The 14970-nt window shown below is 56.6% G+C and carries 15 protein-coding genes; 7 read left to right on the top strand and 8 right to left on the bottom strand.

What is annotated here, in order from left to right:
- Position 1: 1 nt before the first annotated feature.
- Together BM395_RS01020 and BM395_RS01015 are read right to left on the bottom strand one after the other, a co-directional pair.
- Positions 2 to 445, bottom strand: coding sequence for a GNAT family N-acetyltransferase (locus BM395_RS01020; RefSeq protein ID WP_090508579.1), 444 nt, complete (start codon positions 443 to 445; stop codon positions 2 to 4).
- 11 nt (positions 446 to 456) lie between these two features.
- Positions 457 to 1101, bottom strand: coding sequence for an FMN-binding negative transcriptional regulator (locus BM395_RS01015; RefSeq protein WP_090508578.1), 645 nt, complete (start codon positions 1099 to 1101; stop codon positions 457 to 459).
- Between the two features lie 89 nt (positions 1102 to 1190).
- Here BM395_RS01015 and pdxR point away from each other — a divergent pair, with 89 nt between their 5' ends.
- A complete protein-coding gene (pdxR, locus tag BM395_RS01010) occupies positions 1191 to 2657 on the top strand; it encodes a MocR-like pyridoxine biosynthesis transcription factor PdxR (protein WP_090508577.1) in 1467 nt (488 codons plus the stop codon).
- Here the strand turns inward: pdxR and BM395_RS01005 are convergent.
- Positions 2654 to 3583, bottom strand: a complete 930-nt coding sequence (locus tag BM395_RS01005; protein WP_090509175.1) for a LysR family transcriptional regulator — start codon at positions 3581 to 3583, stop codon at positions 2654 to 2656. The two genes, pdxR and BM395_RS01005, sit on opposite strands and share 4 nt — an antisense overlap.
- A gap of 108 nt (positions 3584 to 3691) precedes the next feature.
- On the opposite strand from BM395_RS01005, the gene BM395_RS01000 reads away from it, so the two are divergent.
- The 4 genes from BM395_RS01000 to BM395_RS00985 all read left to right on the top strand — a co-directional run bounded on the left by BM395_RS01000 (position 3692) and on the right by BM395_RS00985 (position 5569).
- Complete coding sequence (locus BM395_RS01000) at positions 3692 to 4366, top strand: type 1 glutamine amidotransferase domain-containing protein (protein ID WP_069898898.1); 675 nt, start codon at positions 3692 to 3694, stop codon at positions 4364 to 4366.
- 70 nt (positions 4367 to 4436) lie between these two features.
- The gene (locus BM395_RS00995; protein ID WP_090508576.1) at positions 4437 to 4760 is read left to right on the top strand and encodes a putative quinol monooxygenase; all 324 of its coding nucleotides are present in this window, start codon (positions 4437 to 4439) and stop codon (positions 4758 to 4760) included.
- Between the two features lie 43 nt (positions 4761 to 4803).
- Entirely contained in the window at positions 4804 to 5223 is a 420-nt protein-coding gene (locus BM395_RS00990) for a VOC family protein (RefSeq protein ID WP_069898894.1), read from the top strand.
- A 61-nt stretch (positions 5224 to 5284) separates the two neighbouring features.
- A complete protein-coding gene (locus tag BM395_RS00985) occupies positions 5285 to 5569 on the top strand; it encodes a Rho-binding antiterminator (RefSeq protein WP_090508575.1) in 285 nt (94 codons plus the stop codon).
- A 114-nt stretch (positions 5570 to 5683) separates the two neighbouring features.
- Here the strand turns inward: BM395_RS00985 and BM395_RS00980 are convergent, their stop codons facing one another.
- The 4 genes from BM395_RS00980 to BM395_RS00965 all read right to left on the bottom strand — a co-directional run bounded on the left by BM395_RS00980 (position 5684) and on the right by BM395_RS00965 (position 10575).
- A complete protein-coding gene (locus BM395_RS00980; protein WP_170860529.1) occupies positions 5684 to 6049 on the bottom strand; it encodes a BON domain-containing protein in 366 nt (121 codons plus the stop codon).
- Positions 6050 to 6539: 490 nt separating this feature from the next.
- Positions 6540 to 7538 carry a TIR domain-containing protein gene (locus tag BM395_RS00975; RefSeq protein WP_090508573.1) on the bottom strand — a complete coding sequence of 333 codons (999 nt, stop codon included), beginning with the start codon at positions 7536 to 7538 and terminating at the stop codon, positions 6540 to 6542.
- 105 nt (positions 7539 to 7643) lie between these two features.
- The gene (locus BM395_RS23260; protein WP_170860528.1) at positions 7644 to 8009 is read right to left on the bottom strand and encodes a hypothetical protein; all 366 of its coding nucleotides are present in this window, start codon (positions 8007 to 8009) and stop codon (positions 7644 to 7646) included.
- A 205-nt stretch (positions 8010 to 8214) separates the two neighbouring features.
- Positions 8215 to 10575, bottom strand: coding sequence for a DNA polymerase II (locus BM395_RS00965; RefSeq protein ID WP_170860527.1), 2361 nt, complete (start codon positions 10573 to 10575; stop codon positions 8215 to 8217).
- Positions 10576 to 11148: 573 nt separating this feature from the next.
- Here BM395_RS00965 and BM395_RS00960 point away from each other — a divergent pair.
- On the top strand, positions 11149 to 12750 hold the full coding sequence (locus tag BM395_RS00960; RefSeq protein WP_090508571.1) for an arylsulfatase: 1602 nt from the start codon (positions 11149 to 11151) through the stop codon (positions 12748 to 12750).
- A gap of 208 nt (positions 12751 to 12958) precedes the next feature.
- On the opposite strand, the gene tam is transcribed toward BM395_RS00960, so the two are convergent.
- Positions 12959 to 13720 (bottom strand): trans-aconitate 2-methyltransferase, encoded by a 762-nt coding sequence (gene tam, locus BM395_RS00955; protein WP_090508570.1) that lies wholly within the window; start codon positions 13718 to 13720, stop codon positions 12959 to 12961.
- A gap of 159 nt (positions 13721 to 13879) precedes the next feature.
- Between tam and BM395_RS00950 the strand changes: the two genes are divergently transcribed.
- Positions 13880 to 14968: an alcohol dehydrogenase family protein gene (locus BM395_RS00950; RefSeq protein ID WP_212633008.1), complete on the top strand. Its 1089-nt coding sequence runs from the start codon at positions 13880 to 13882 to the stop codon at positions 14966 to 14968.
- Positions 14969 to 14970: the final 2 nt, after the last annotated feature.

Below are 14970 nucleotides of genomic sequence, written 5' to 3'. Positions count from 1 at the left end.
TTCAGAAAAGTTTGCGGTATTGAACGAAACCGGAGCGATCAGCAATGCGCTCATAAAGCTGCATGGCGTCGGTATTGGTCTCGTGTGTGAGCCAGTGAACCCGCGATGCGCCAGCCGCTTTGGCCTCGGCATACACACGCTCGATCAGTTGGCGGCCCACGCCACTGCCGCGCTGCGTCGCGTCCACAAAAAGATCCTGCAGGTAGCAATAATCGCCCGTGGTCCAGCACGAGCGGTGATAAATCCAGTGCACCATGCCCACCGCCTTGCCGTCCTCCCAGGCCAGCGCCGCGTGCATCGGCTCGTTGGCGTCGAGAAAACGCTGCCAGGTGATTGCGCTGGTTTCAGTGCTGATCTCGGTTTTATAGAACTGCTGATAGCCCTGCCAAAGTACCAGCCAGTTGGCGTGATCGGCTGGGCTGACGCGGCGGATTTCGACGGTCATGAACGGCTCGCTTATGGTTTGGTTGAAAGGGTTTGCCCGAGATGCCCGGCCAATTCGACATCACGCGGATCAGCGCTTTGATTCAGGCCGGTGCTGACCCCAATGCGGTCGGGGATATCGCGATTCTGGCTCAGCTTGAATTTGCCTTCGATGCGCTCGATGGGCAGGGCGAAGCCGACAATGGCGCGCAGCATGCTGTCGATGTAATCGGCCGGCGCATCGTTTACGGCCCACGGTTGCGGGCGGCCGGCTTCATGGCGCTGGCTCAGGCGGCTGACCAATTGCAGCAGGCGCTCCTTGTCTTCAAACACTTCAACTTTGCCGCGCACCTCAACGCTGATGTAGTTCCAGGTTGGGACGACCTTGCCATGCGCCGCTTTTGCCGGATACCAGCTGGGGCTGACGTAAGCATCGGCCGGAGTGAACAGCACCAATGCTGAAGGATTTTCAGCGAGTTCGCGCCAGTGGCCATTGGCACGGGCGAAATGGCCATAAAGCGTGCCGTTAGGGCCTTCATCAGGGACCAATAGCAGTGGCAGTTGGCTGGCCTGAAGTTCTTCAGCCCCCTGGCTGATCACGGTGGCGAGCCGGCTGTTGTCGATGGCGTTGTGCAGCGCGTGGATATCGTCCACACGAAAGGCGCTGGGTATATACATGGCACTGGCTCCGTATTGGTGGATTCATGCTATGCAAGTTAATGGTCTGTTGTAAGATCCATTATCTGCCAATTTCGTAGGGCCAATTTATGACGGTTGCGCCACTCCTGCCGGTCGATTTGTCGGGCATCCATTTAAAGCCGGGCCGCGCATTGGCGCGTCAGTTATATGAGGCGCTTCGTGAACGGATTCTCGATGCACGCCTGCCCAGCGGCGTACGCTTGCCGGCCAGTCGGGATTTGGCCGGCGTGCTGGGAATTTCACGCAACACCGTGACCCGTGCACTCGATCAGCTCTACGCCGAAGGCTACATACAAGGGCGGGTGGGCGATGGAACCTACGTTGCCGACCTGGCGGCGATTTCGCCGGTAATCCCCAACACGGCCGATAACCCTGCGCCAAGCGCTGCCGTGCAGCAACTAGAGAATCACTATTTACCATTGCCGCCAGCCGGGGCCCCGCGCGCATTTCGGGTAGGCGTTCCCGCGTTTGACTTGTTCCCCTTCGAGACTTGGGCGCGGCTTTCGGCCAAGTTCTGGCGCAAGCCGGATTTTGCCCGGCTCGGGTATGGCGACCCAGCGGGTGATCGCAAGTTGCGAGAACTGATCGCTGCCTACTTGCGCAACAGCCGTGGCTTGCCGTGTGATCCGGCGCAAATCGTCATCACCTGTGGCGCCCAGCAAGCCATCAGCTTGTGTGCTCAACTGCTGGTGCGGCCGGGCGATAAAGTAGCGGTCGAAAATCCGGGTTATCGCGCTGCAGGGCATGCGCTGGCCGTGGCAGGGGCGCAACTGCAAGGCATCGAAGTTGATGCGGACGGCTTGAATACCGCGCAATTAGCAGGGGTCGAGAATTGCCGGTTGGTCTATCTCACGCCATCGCATCAATACCCAACCGGCGTGACGTTGTCCCTGCAACGTCGTCTTGAGCTGCTGGAGTGGGCCGAACGTAACGATGGCTGGATTATCGAAGACGATTACGATGGCGAGTACCGCTACAACGGAACACCGCTTGCGCCATTGGCCGCACTCGACCGGCAGGGACGGGTGTTGTACGTCGGCACCTTCTGCAAGATCACCTTTCCGGCGTTGCGACTCGGCTATCTGCTGTTGCCGCCTGCATTGGCGCAGGCATTTTCCCGCCGCCGAGCGCTGGACATTCGCCACTCCGAAATCGGCACGCAGGCGGTGATGGCCGAGTTCATCAGCAGTGGCCATTTTCAGCGACATATCCGGCGCATGCGTACGGCAGCGCGCAGTCGGCGCGACATGCTACTGGCACACTGGCCGAAGAATATTCGCGGCTGCGCTGCCATGCCCGCCGTTGATGCAGGGCTGCATCTGTGCGTGCGCGTGAGCAGCGTCGAGCGCGAGCGTGAACTGATTGAACGCGCAGCCAACGTAGGCGTTGAGGTCAATGGCCTGAGCAGCTACTGGCTGCCTGAAAGCACCCCGCCCGAGGCGCAGCGGGCCGGGCTGGTGTTGGGGTTTGCGGCAGTCGCTGAGCCAGATATTGAGCGCGCGTTACAGGCCTTGAGCCGTGCGTGGGCAGACTAGCGGCCAGCGTGCAACTCGCTCGCCAGCGTTTGGATCTGCTGACGCAACCAGCGGCGCAGGTGATCTGCATCGGTGCGCTCATGCCATATTTGCATCACCTCGACAGTGGGCAGCTGCAATGGCAGCGGCAGCGGATACAGGCGTAAATCCGGATCGCGGGCGATGGCTTCCTCACCGATTGAGCGCAAGCAGGTGAGCAGTAAGTCTGTGCCGCGAATCAGCCGGGTCGGTGCCAGAAAACTGGATAAACCCGCAGCCACTTTGCGGCTCAAGCCGTTGGCCTCAAGTGCGCGATCGACAATGCCGTTGAGGTCGCCGGTGAGCGTGGTCAGCAGGTGTTCGCAGGCCAGATACGTTTGCATATCAAGGTCGCCTGCCAGCTGTTGATTGCTCTTTGAGGCCAGCACGACGAAGTCTTCACTGAGCAGTCGCTGTTGGCGAAACGTATCCGGCAGATCGGCAAAAAAACCGGCAATGGCCAGATCACAGGTGCCTTTCTCGAGTTCTTCGCGGGGTAATAATCCACGGGTATTGTGAGTGATCAGCACCAGATTCGGCGCCTGACTGCGCAGGCGCGGCAATAGGCCCGGCAGCAGGGTTTGTTCCATGTAGTCGGTGGTGTAGAGGTGGATGTGCTCTGTGCGGGTGAGGAAGTCGCGGCCTTCACTCTGGTCGTAAAAAGACTCCAGCGCGGCCACCAGTCTCTGCACCTCTGGCGCCAACTCGTGTGCACGGGGCGTTGGCGTGAGGCCACGCGGTGCGCGCACAAACAAGGGATCGGCCAATTCATGGCGCAACTTATTAAGCTTATGGCTCAGCGCCGGTTGGCTGATAGCCATGCGCACGGCGGCTCGCGACACGCTGCGCTCCTGATAGAGCACATGGAACACCAGCAGCAGATTGAGGTCTTTATTTACGATATTCAAAATTTGGATACCAGCAATTACTTCTTTTGAATTTTCGAATGATAGGTGTGTGGCTATCATCCTCACAACTTAAACCGAACCTGGCTTTAGCCGCTGGAGGCAATCAACATGAAGATTCTGATGGTGCTTACGTCCCACGATCAACTTGGCGACACTGGCCATAAAACCGGCTTCTGGCTCGAAGAATTTGCATCCCCTTACTATGTATTCAAAGACGCCGGCGTTGAGCTGACGCTGGCATCGCCCAAGGGCGGCCAGCCGCCGATTGACCCGAACAGCGCGGCGGATGACGCACAGACTGATGCCACGCGGCGTTTTGACAAGGACCCGGCGGCGCAAAAAGACTTGGCCAACACAGTCAAGCTTGAGCAAGTGAAAGCCGAAGACTTCGATGCGGTCTTTTACCCGGGCGGCCATGGCCCGCTGTGGGATCTGGCCGAAGACGCGAAGTCGATTGCCCTGATCGAGCGTTTCCAGGGGCTGGGCAAACCCGTTGCGGCGGTGTGCCATGCGCCGGCCGTGCTGCGCCACACCAAAGCTGCCGATGGGCAGCCGTTGGTTAAGGGCAAGAAGGTCACTGGCTTCAGCAACAGTGAAGAGGAGGCCGTGCAGTTGACCGATGTGGTGCCATTTCTGGTAGAAGATATGCTTAAAGGCAACGGCGGTTTGTACAGCCGCAGCGATGACTGGCAAAGCCATGTCGAAGTTGATGGCTTGTTGATTACCGGGCAGAACCCAGGCTCATCGGATGCAACTGCCGAAGCGCTGATGAAACTGCTTTAAGCCTTGTTTGCAGCGAAAGCGTCAGGCCCGTGCCTGGCGCTTTTGGCGTATTGAATTCAGGAGGATTTTCATGACCGTTGCTATTTTTGCCACCGTTACTGTTAAACCAGAACATCGCGAAAACATGGAAAAGGCGCTGCAATTGATGGTCAGCCATTCGCGCGCCGAGGCGGGCAACCAGCGCTACGACCTGTTCGTGCGCGCTGACGATGCCAACGTGTTTGATATTTTCGAAATTTACGACGATATGGCTGCGGTTGAAGCGCACCGCGAAAGCGAGCACTACAAAGGCTATCGCGCGCAGGCCGGCGAGTGGATTGCAGCGCCGGTTGAGGTGCGTTTATCAAACCCGGTGAATGCCCAGCCTTATCGCTCAATCAGCGCCAAGGTTTAAGCCTGTCTGGTTAATATCAGACAGCTACTGACTGGAGAAACTTGTGAAATACCTACATACAATGGTCCGCGTGACCGATATCGAGCAGTCACTACGCTTTTATCGCGATGCGCTTGGGCTCGAGTTGCTGAAAACCCACGAAAGCGAGCAAGGTCGCTTCACGCTGGTATTTCTGGCCGCGCCCGGTGATCACGAAGCGCAGGTTGAATTGACCTACAACTGGGACCCGGAGCCGTACGGCGAAGGCCGTAATTTTGGCCATCTGGCGTACCGCGTAGATGACATTTATGCCACTTGCCAGCGCTTGATGGATCACGGCGTAACCATCAACCGGCCACCGCGTGACGGCCACATGGCCTTTGTCCGCTCGCCGGATAATATCTCCATCGAACTGCTTCAGGCAGGTGAGCCACTGGCGCCTGCAGAACCCTGGAAGTCGATGGCCAACACCGGTAAGTGGTAACCGGCGCTCGCGCCAGTTTGAGCAACTTGCGGGCCTGCAAAGTATCAAAGCGGAGTTTGCCATGAGCACCTACAAACCGCTGAATTGTGATCTCTATGATTATCTGGAAATCGCCTGTTTGCATGGCTATGAGCTGTTGCTTGAACTCGATGACGGCAGCACCTTGCAGGCGAGGGCGGTCGACACACGTACCGCCCCAAGCAAGGAAGAGTTTCTTAAGCTGCAAAATAACGAGGGCGCTTTTGAATTGCGGCTGGATCGGTTAGTCGCAATCACCCCAACCGAAGCTCGCGCATCGTTTAAGCGTATTGAGCTGGCCGGGCAGTTCTGCAGCACGGATGACTGAGCATCCGCGGCCACGGCTGCATGCTACTGAGCAAATACTTACGTAAACAACAAAGCCCCGACGCTATCAACGTCGGGGCTTTGTTTACTGATTAAAATATCAGTTACTGCTGGCTTACTTCGGCGAAGTCAGTGCTTCTGCTTTGACTTCGTTAACGCCATCTACCGCTTCTGCAAGCTCGACAGCCTTGTCACGGGCTTCGTCAGTGGCAACGGTACCGGTCAAGGTCACTATACCTTTCATGGTGTCGACATTGATGTTGGCCGTTTTCAGGGTCACTTCAGTGCCGAGATTCTGCTGGACCTTTTCAGTGATCCACTCATCAGACTGCGCGGCTGCGCCCTGATTCATCTCGTTCATGGTGGTGCCTTCAGCCGGAATCATTGGCTCTGCGCCAGGCTCGGAACCTGCCCAGACCGAACTCGCCATGCTAAGGCTCAATGCTGTGGCAGCTGCGGCGCTGATAAGGGTCTTATTCATTGGCTTTTTCATCGTAGCGTCTCCTTGCGAGTGATTCGATATGCAGCCTGTGTTGGCTCCAGATACGTCTTAACTATCGCAAGGCCTGTGCCAGCTTTTTTGGTTTTTATATTCTTATGTTTTTCAATGGGTTATAGATTTGTAAGGCTTAGTGCCATCATGCGATTCGCAAACTTCAAGGGTTTTGGTCGTGCAGATTGCACGTTACTCGTTTGGTTGCAGAGTGAGTTTGCTCGGGTGGAGGGGCGAATAGGTGCGGTGGCAGCGTAATTGGCTATGCGTATGTATTTGGATTGAAGTGTGGTTGCAGGAGGAGGACGGAAGTGAGCTTAAGCAGCTAATTGAGATAGGCAGCATACGGCAAGGAACGGTCATTTAGTGGCTACGGCACCAAGGGCTACTCACACTTTGCCACGCCATTTAAGGCCCCGATTTACCCGCGGCGCTTACGACGCGAAGCGGCAGCAAGGACTTTGGGTAGAGCCGATGGTTAGCGGTCATATCGTGGTCGCACGAACTGTAACAATGACGTGCTCCCTTGAATGTGCAGCACGCGAACTTGCATCACCACCCCGTTGGAATCCTCTAGCTCAAAGGGGTGATTAACTTTGAATGTGGCTGGCTGACTCTCGCGTCCATTGATCGCGATATTGTCGGCGTATAGGTACGATCTTTTGCTGGTATCCAGAATCGGATCAAGGCGACCCTCAAGACCTGGTATGTAGCAGGTGCTATGACATAGCACTGACCCTGTGTTCTCAGTTGGCGCCAGCGATATCTCAATATCCTCCGCCGGGTCCCATGATGGGATTACGGCTCCCGGAAACTCTGCGTGTGCGACAAGTAGTTGATAGCTTCGGCGAGTTGTAATCGTGAAGGCTGCGACTCCGCTGGAGTCGGTGTGTCCAGTCTTCGTTGTGTCGTTATCCGCAATGGCGACGACTGTCGCTCCGGACACGACAGCTCCGGACGTAGACATTACCGATACGCGAGGCATCTTTGGATCAACGCGTGGGATCGCTGCTGTTGAGAATAGAGCCTTGCGGACTGCGTAAGACGGTACAGTTCTCCCGCTATTGATGAGTTTCTTGTGAATGATCTCTACAAACTTGTCTGGAGTGCGATTGATCAAGGAAATATATCCAACTGTAGGCAGAACCCCTGGTATAGCCGTGTCATCGAACCTGGCCGGGAGGATATATTCCTGACTTTCTTGGAATGCCCGAGCTTGCATAGAGTTCCGCTCGTGGGTTGTCCACATCTTTTTCGCGTAGTACTCCGATATGAACATGATCGTGTAACACGCCTTGTTCATATAAATCTCAGATAGGTACTCGTAAAGGTTCTTGCCCCAAAGACTCGCTTCTTCGAAGACGTCATAAAAGACCTTTACGCCTGAGTCTCTCAGGAGGTTTGCTACCTGGTCCACATAGTCCCGATCCTCGCCAGCGAACGAGAGGGCAATATCAAATTCGCGCTGCTCCGCCATAGAACCTCCTTAACCGCCAACCACCTTGTTAAGGGGCGGCGGATCGCCGTCCCAGCGAATGAAATAAGCGATTTCAGCGCCTTGATAGGCGCTTTAGATAGTCGGCTACTGAAGAATAAACCTACCATTCACATATATGGCCTTAGCCCTGCCAAGATTAATTTTGTTTTTAGCTGCTGGATTATGGTTTGAATTGCTTACTGCCCACTGAATGTGAGCCGGATAATCTGCGTTGCTGGTAGGCCCAGTAAGACTTACGCCCAAGTGCTTAGCGTATAATCTTCTTGCTGCGACAACGGCAATTTCAGGCATTCCATCGACTCCTTCGGCAGCCACTACCGCTAGCTCACAAAGTCGCCCAGCATTTACTTCGGAAAACCTGATTTTTGCCCCAGACTCCTCAATCAGCCGATATAGTGCGCGGCATTGCTTGCATGGGCACTCATAAATTTTTTGTTTCAGGTCACTCATCTTTCAGCCTCCACATTTATTGCCTAACGTTTGGTTAAGGGGGCGGGCTTAAGCCCGTCCCAACGAGCGGAGCGAGCGATTTGAACCAGTTGTTATGCCTCTCGCGACCGGCAGTTTTTGGCCGAAAACTAACACTATGGCGACGATGTCTCTTGGTCAAATTCTTGCAATTACCCAAACATACTCCGCCGCAGAGTGCAGTGCTTTAAAACAACCCCAACTGGCCGCCAACTAAAGTACTGAAGTCGTCATCAACAAACGGCAGAATGGCGTCCGCCACTGGTTGCAGTTGGCGAGTCAGGTAGTGGTCGTAGTCGATAGCGGCGCGGCGAATCTCAAGTGGTTCGGGGCCGTTCTTGCTGATGACGTAACTGATCCAGCCGCCGTTCTGGTATTGCATCGGCCGGCCCAGCTCGGCGTTGTATTCGTCGGCGGTGCGGGCGGCGCGTACATGCGGCGGTACATTACGCTGGTAATCATTGAGCGGTCGGCGCAGGCGTTTGCGGTACACCAGCAGGTCATCAAGTTCGCCCGCCAGTGTGCGTTGCACGTAGTCGCGCACGTACGCCTGATAAGGTTTCTGGTCGAAGATCAGTTGATACAGTTCGCGCTGGAACTGTTGAGCCAGTGGCGACCAGTCACTGCGCACGGTTTCCAGGCCTTTGTAGACCATTTCCGAGGTGCCGTCGCTGCGCCGCACCTTGCCAGCGTAGCGCTTTTTGCTGCCTTCCTCCGCGCCGCGGATTGTCGGCATCAGGAAGCGGCAATAGTGGCTCTCGAACTGTAATTCCAGCGCACTTTCTAGGCCGTGGTGCTGCTGCAAATGGGTCTTCCACCATTGATTGACGGTGGCGACCAGCTCGTGGCCGATACGGGTTGCGTCGGCCTCGCTGTGCGGGCGCTTGAGCCAGACAAATGTCGAGTCGGTGTCGCCGTAAATGACCGCGTAACCCTGCGCCTCGATGAGCTCGCGGGTCAGGCGCATGATCTCGTGGCCGCGCAGGGTAATGGAGGAGGCGAGGCGCGGATCGAAGAAGCGACAGCCACTGGAACCCAGCACGCCGTAGAATGCATTCATGATGATTTTCAACGCTTGCGACAACGGTGCATTGTGCTCACGTTTGGCTGTCTCGCGGCCTTCGGCAACCCGCGCCACTATAGACGGCAGGCAATGGGTTTCGCGCGAGAAGCGTGCGCCTCTGAAACCGGCGACAGAATGTGCATCATCGGGTTGCTGCAGGCCTTCGATCAAGCCTATCGGGTCGATCAGGAAGGTGCGGATGATCGAGGGGTACAGGCTCTTGAAGTCGAGCACCAACACTGAGTCGTACAAGCCTGGCTGCGAGTCCATCACAAAACCGCCGGGGCTGGCTTCGGGTGGTCGCTCACCCTGATTGGGCGCGACATAACCCTTGCGGTGCATCAGCGGCATGTACAGGTGCGTAAAGGCGGCCACCGAACCGCCGCTGCGATCCGCAGGCAGGCCGGTGACACTGGCGCGCTCGAGCAGAAAGCGCAGCAGTTCGGTCTTGTCGAAGATGCGGGTTACCAGTTCGCAGTCCTTGAGGTTGTAGTGCGCCAGCGCCGGCTTGTCTTCGGCGAACATCCGGTTGATTTCATCCATGCGCTGGTACGGCGTGCTGATCGACTTGCCTTCGCCAAGCAGGGTTTGCGCGACATTTTCCAAACTGAAGGAAGGGAAGCTCCAGGTGGCTGAGCGCAAACCTTCAATGCCGTCGATAATCAGCCGGCCCGCCGCTTCTGCGAAGTAGTGGCTGCGGCTGCCATGTTCGCGCCAGAGCATTTCGCTGTTGCCGCGCCCAAGCAGCAGGGGCACGGCGAGCCTGCGCGCGTGCTGGTGAAGTATGCGCAGGTCAAATTGCACCACGTTCCAGCCGATAATCGCGTCGGGATCGTGGGCGGCAAACCACTCGTTGAGTCGCTGCAACAGCTCGACCCTTGAGGCGCAATACTGCAGGTTGAAGTCGAGCGGGGTGGCATCACCATTCGCCGGGCCGAGCATATACACATCGCGCTGGCCGCAGCCTTCAAGGGCTATCGAATACAGCTCGCCATGCTCGGTGGTTTCGATGTCCAGCGAGACCAGCCGCAACGACGGGCGATAGTCTGGGGCTGGCTTGAGTTGCGCGTCGGTCACGATGCCGTGTGCATCGACGGTGCCTGTAAAGCTCACACCGGCGGTGATGAAACGCTCCATCAGGTAACGCTCCGGCGGACGGATGTCGGCCTCGTAAACATCCACGCCGGCTTTACGCAGCAATTTGTCGAGCTGCATGAGTTGACGGTACTGCTGGCAGTACAAGCCAAGCACCGGGCGTTGCTGAAAGTCACGCAGGCTCAGCGTGCGTAACTCGCAGCCCGTCTCGTTGGCGAGCAGGGCTTCAATTTGCTGGCGCTGCTCGGCCGGAATAAACGCAACCGAGGTTTGCAGCGGCAAGCGCAACTGACGCGGGCCCTCATCGGTTGCCAGCCAGAACTCCACCACGCTGCCGCCTGGCGTATCACGCCAATGTCGCGACAAAATAAAACCGTGTTGAAATTCCACTACGCCCATCCACCCGTTGGATTATGTAGTTGATTCTACCTGTCTGGCGCGGCGCCTGTGCATTAAACGCGCTCACTGAGAACATGCACTTCCGGTAGTCGACGGCCTGGATTCGACGTGACTTGCCGTTTGCAGTTTTTATGGCTGCAAATTGCATCGGATATGGCCAGTTAGCGTTGTGGCTTTGATCGGTAGGGAACGGCCAAAAGCGGTCAGTCGCGACGGGGGGCTTACGGAAAAAATGATTGCCTTGATCTGTACATTGACAATGTCACAGTAGCGCTTCGCTTTAACGATGTGGAACGACCGGCAGCTGCATACAGCAAAGGCAAATTAACATCGGCGATTGAGGATTTCAGTGCACTGTCATTCCCCGGCCAAGAACCCTAGTCCGAGCATTGGCGCTCGGAGGACAGAGCATCTAGGCTGACAATGCTTGGCCAAACAGTTAAATACCCCTCAAATGTCATCTGCGAGTCTCTTCAAGGAGGCCGCGATATCTGCCTTGGCTAGGTAGTTAAGCGACGCGCCAAGGGCGCATCACTTATTGGTGTCCATATACACGGAGGTGACATGAATAATCTACGAACCCTAATAACAACAGCCCTGCTCCTGACTGTCACGACTGTGCACGCAGAGCTCACACAGAACAATGCATTCACACTCCCTGCACAGGATAGGCCCTATCTGGAGGCTGCCATTGATCGTCCTGAACAGGAGAAAGCAGCTGCCGCCAAACTCTCTGCGCTAGAGAAGAAGTTCGGACGTAAACCGAACATCCTCATTCTGCTGGTTGATGACATGGGCTGGGGAGACCCAGGGACATACGGCGGCGGCCTGCTGATCGGTGCGCCAACGCCACAAATCGACTCTCTGGCAGCAGGAGGCCTGAAACTGCTCAACACCTATGCGCAACCAACTTGCACACCAACTCGCGCCGCCCTGAACACGGGCCGAATCCCGACGCGCAGTGGTCTTACCCGGCCAACACTCAGTGGTGAGGTGCTCAAGGTCAATCCATGGGCAGAGGAAATCACCACCGCCAAACTGCTCTCTGATGCGGGCTATCGCACTGCGATGTCTGGCAAATGGCACCTAGGCGACGCTGACGGCAGCTACCCCAATCAGGTTGGCTATGACGAGTACTACGGCATCTTGTCGGTGATCAGCGACTTTAGCCAACAGCTCGACAAGCAGCGTTATCCCGACATGGTGTTACGCCCTGAGCGCCTCAAGGCCTTGCGGCAAACCAGTGAGCCGGCGATTACCAAGGGGATCAAGAATGGCAAACTGGAGGTGGCGGAAAAAATAACCACAATCGAGCAACTGGCCGAGATCGATCAAAAATTTGCTGACTTCTCTGATGATTTCATTCGTCGCAGCGCCAAAGACAACAAGCCGTTCTATCTCTACCACTCCTTCGGACGACTGCATAACGATACTTACCCGGCAAAAGGCTATGAAGGGAAAAGCCCCGCAGGCTTTCCTTACCGTGACGCCATGTTGGAAGTCGATGACATCGTGGGCCGCCTGATTGCAACGCTGAAAGAAACGGGCCAGCTGGAAAACACCTTGGTGTTCTTCACCTCCGACAACGGCGGCAACGAGGATCTCATGCCGGACAGTGGCTACCAGCCATTTCGCGGTGGCAAAGGCACAACCTGGGAAGGCGGCGTACGCGTCCCCGGGATCGCCTACTGGCCAGGCACAATTGCCCCCAACCGGATCAGTGATGGCCTGTTCGATCTGACCGACATGTTCAACACCTCACTGGCCCTGGCTGGCATCACCGACAAGATTCCTTCAGAGCGTTACATCGACGGCATAGACCAGACGTCTTTCCTGCTGGCTGACGATGGCAAATCCAAGCGTGATGCGGTGTTTATGTATGCCGAGAACGAGCTGATGGCTGTTCGCTGGATGGAATACAAAGTCCACTTCAAGGTCTTTCTCAACCAGGCCGTCCACCGCAACCTTGACGAAAGCACGGTGCAGAACCTGGGTATGAGCCCCTGGGTATATAATCTATATATGGATCCCAAGGAGCAGAGTAGCCAGGGCCACTCACGTTTCGAATGGGGACTGCCTCAGGTAATGGCTAGGGCGGGACGACACCTGGCCACTTTTGAGAAATATCCGCGTAAAGACATCGGTCTAAAAAAACCAGGTAGTTAGTCTCAGACCAAGCTAGTCCTGCTCGCTCTCCTCAGATATAGATTGCTTCTGAGGAGAGTGCGGCGCGGGATTCTTAGCTTTCAATACCGACGGCTAGTTCTTCGGCTTATTCAGATATCAGCTTCTGGCCGTTCTCTGCCGCTCACTCCCACGAGTTACGCTGGTCAAATCCGATGCTAATGGCTGCTCAGGCCTGTGCAGTTACCCACTATCGCGTCGCGCAAATAAACAACCTTGGGAATGGCAGCAACACGCTGCCATCAGCAAGTGCGGGATAGGCTTTGCTGATCTGCTGCAGGTATTGCTCGGTAAACGCTTGTTGTTCTGCTTCATCAAGCGCCGCTAGAAAGGGCCTCAGTGCGGTGCCTTTGAACCACTCGACAATGGCTTGATGATTTTCCAGCGGGTGGTAATAGGTGGTGCGCCAGACATCGACCGCAGAGCAGTGCTCGCGGAGCAGGGCGTAGTAGAAATCGGGCGAGTGGCGTGGCGGATGCCGGACTTCGGCAATCTTGTGCGCCCAGCGCGGGTCTTGCGCCACTTGGCGGGCGAGCACATGTGCAGGCTCTTGCAGGTTATCCGGCATCTGCGCCGCCAACGTCCCACCTTTATTCAGTTTGCTCACCAGCTTTGGAAACAAGTCTCCATGTTCGGGCACCCATTGCAGCGAGGCATTGGCGAGAATGACATCGACATTGTGTGCGGGACTCCAGTCGCCGATGTCAGCCTGCTCAAAGCGCAGTTCGGGCAGACGCTGGCGTGCATCCTTGAGCATGTCGGCAGAGCTGTCGAGTCCGCTGACAGAAGCGTCCGGGTAACGCTGCGCCAACACTTGGGTGGAGTTGCCCGGCCCGCAACCGAGGTCGATGGCAGTGTGCACGCTTTGGGTGGGAATGGCGGCAATCAGGTCGTGAACCGGCCGTGTGCGCTGCTGTTCAAAGAGGCTGTATTGCTTGGCTGACCAACTCATGGCGGCGTCCCTGGCGAGGTGAGTATCGATAATGCGATGAGTGATACCCGCTTGCCAAGAGTTGGCGCCAAGGCTGGGCGAGGTTTACTTCTGCCTGTGCATAGGGGAAGGTCTAGCAAGAGTTCAGGCCAGTGGTTTGTCTGATCCAGAGTTGAGGCCATGAAAATTATGACGCGCAGTGTAATGAAGGCGATTGTGACCACCGGCAATGGCGGCTATGAAAAGCTGGTTTATCAGGACGTGCCAATGCCTGTGCCGTTGGCGGGTGAAGTGCTGCTCAAAGTGCTGGCTGCCGGGGTCAATAACACCGAGATCAATACGCGCCTTGGCTGGTACTCATCGGCCATTACCGAGTCCACCAACACCGCTTCCAGCGAAGCGCTGACAGCGCAGAGAGGCGAGGGTGGCTGGAATGCCGCCACGCCTTTTCCGTTTATTCAGGGCACCGATTGCTGCGGTGAAGTCGTTGCGGCTGCCGATCACACACACGGGCATTTGTTGGGTAAACGGGTGCTGGTGCGCGCGTGTATGCGTGAGAACGGCTTTGATTCACTCGACACGCTGTGGATGGGCTCGGACTTTGACGGCGCGTTTGCCCAGTACGTGAAAGTACCTGCCAGTGAAGTGTTCCCGATTGACTGCGACTGGAGCGATGCCGAGTTGGGCACCATTCCTTGTGCATACGGCACGGCGGAGAACATGTTGCACCGCGCTAATCTGCAAGCGGGCGAGCGTGTATTGATTATGGGCGCATCGGGCGGCGTCGGCGTGGCCGCGTTGCAACTGGCCAAGCGCCGGGGTGCCACGGTAATCGCTGTTGCCGGGGCCGAGAAGCTGGATGCAGTGGCCGGTCTTGGCGCCGATCAGGTTATCAGTCGTTCGGCGAATCTGCTTGAGGTGCTGGGCGAGAACGCAGTAGATCTGGTGGTTGATAACGTTGCGGGGGCTAATTTCCCTGTCGCGTTGAAAGTGCTCAAACGTGGCGGGCGACTGGTGTCGTCCGGTGCCATCGCCGGGCCAGTGGTTGCGCTCGATATGCGCGACATGTACCTCAAGGACATCACCCTGATCGGGACGACCGCGTGGGATGAGCCGGTGTTTGCGAATTTGGTGAGCTATATCGAGGAGGGCGAAATCAGCCCGGTGTTGGCCGAAACCTTCGCGCTGCAAGACATTGTGCAGGCGCAACAAGCGTTTCTGCAGAAGCGCCATGTGGGGAAATTTGTGCTGATACCGTCTGCGCAATAGCC

This window comes from Pseudomonas marincola (assembly GCF_900116605.1).
Classification (GTDB): domain Bacteria; phylum Pseudomonadota; class Gammaproteobacteria; order Pseudomonadales; family Pseudomonadaceae; genus Aquipseudomonas; species Aquipseudomonas marincola.
Note: the sequence above shows the minus strand (reverse complement) of the source record. Positions and strands in the feature narration are given on the sequence as shown.

What these genes read in the sequence shown, in the direction of transcription:
- BM395_RS00960 (WP_090508571.1), top strand. Translation starts at nt 11,149, where the DNA reads ATGAATAATCTACGAACCCTAATAACAACAGCCCTGCTCCTGACTGTC.
- BM395_RS01020 (WP_090508579.1), bottom strand. Translation starts at nt 445, where the DNA reads ATGACCGTCGAAATCCGCCGCGTCAGCCCAGCCGATCACGCCAACTGG.
- pdxR (WP_090508577.1), top strand. Translation starts at nt 1,191, where the DNA reads ATGACGGTTGCGCCACTCCTGCCGGTCGATTTGTCGGGCATCCATTTA.
- BM395_RS00980 (WP_170860529.1), bottom strand. Translation starts at nt 6,049, where the DNA reads ATGAATAAGACCCTTATCAGCGCCGCAGCTGCCACAGCATTGAGCCTT.
- BM395_RS23260 (WP_170860528.1), bottom strand. Translation starts at nt 8,009, where the DNA reads ATGAGTGACCTGAAACAAAAAATTTATGAGTGCCCATGCAAGCAATGC.
- BM395_RS01000 (WP_069898898.1), top strand. Translation starts at nt 3,692, where the DNA reads ATGAAGATTCTGATGGTGCTTACGTCCCACGATCAACTTGGCGACACT.
- BM395_RS00995 (WP_090508576.1), top strand. Translation starts at nt 4,437, where the DNA reads ATGACCGTTGCTATTTTTGCCACCGTTACTGTTAAACCAGAACATCGC.
- BM395_RS00950 (WP_212633008.1), top strand. Translation starts at nt 13,880, where the DNA reads ATGAAAATTATGACGCGCAGTGTAATGAAGGCGATTGTGACCACCGGC.
- BM395_RS00975 (WP_090508573.1), bottom strand. Translation starts at nt 7,538, where the DNA reads ATGGCGGAGCAGCGCGAATTTGATATTGCCCTCTCGTTCGCTGGCGAG.
- tam (WP_090508570.1), bottom strand. Translation starts at nt 13,720, where the DNA reads ATGAGTTGGTCAGCCAAGCAATACAGCCTCTTTGAACAGCAGCGCACA.
- BM395_RS00985 (WP_090508575.1), top strand. Translation starts at nt 5,285, where the DNA reads ATGAGCACCTACAAACCGCTGAATTGTGATCTCTATGATTATCTGGAA.
- BM395_RS01015 (WP_090508578.1), bottom strand. Translation starts at nt 1,101, where the DNA reads ATGTATATACCCAGCGCCTTTCGTGTGGACGATATCCACGCGCTGCAC.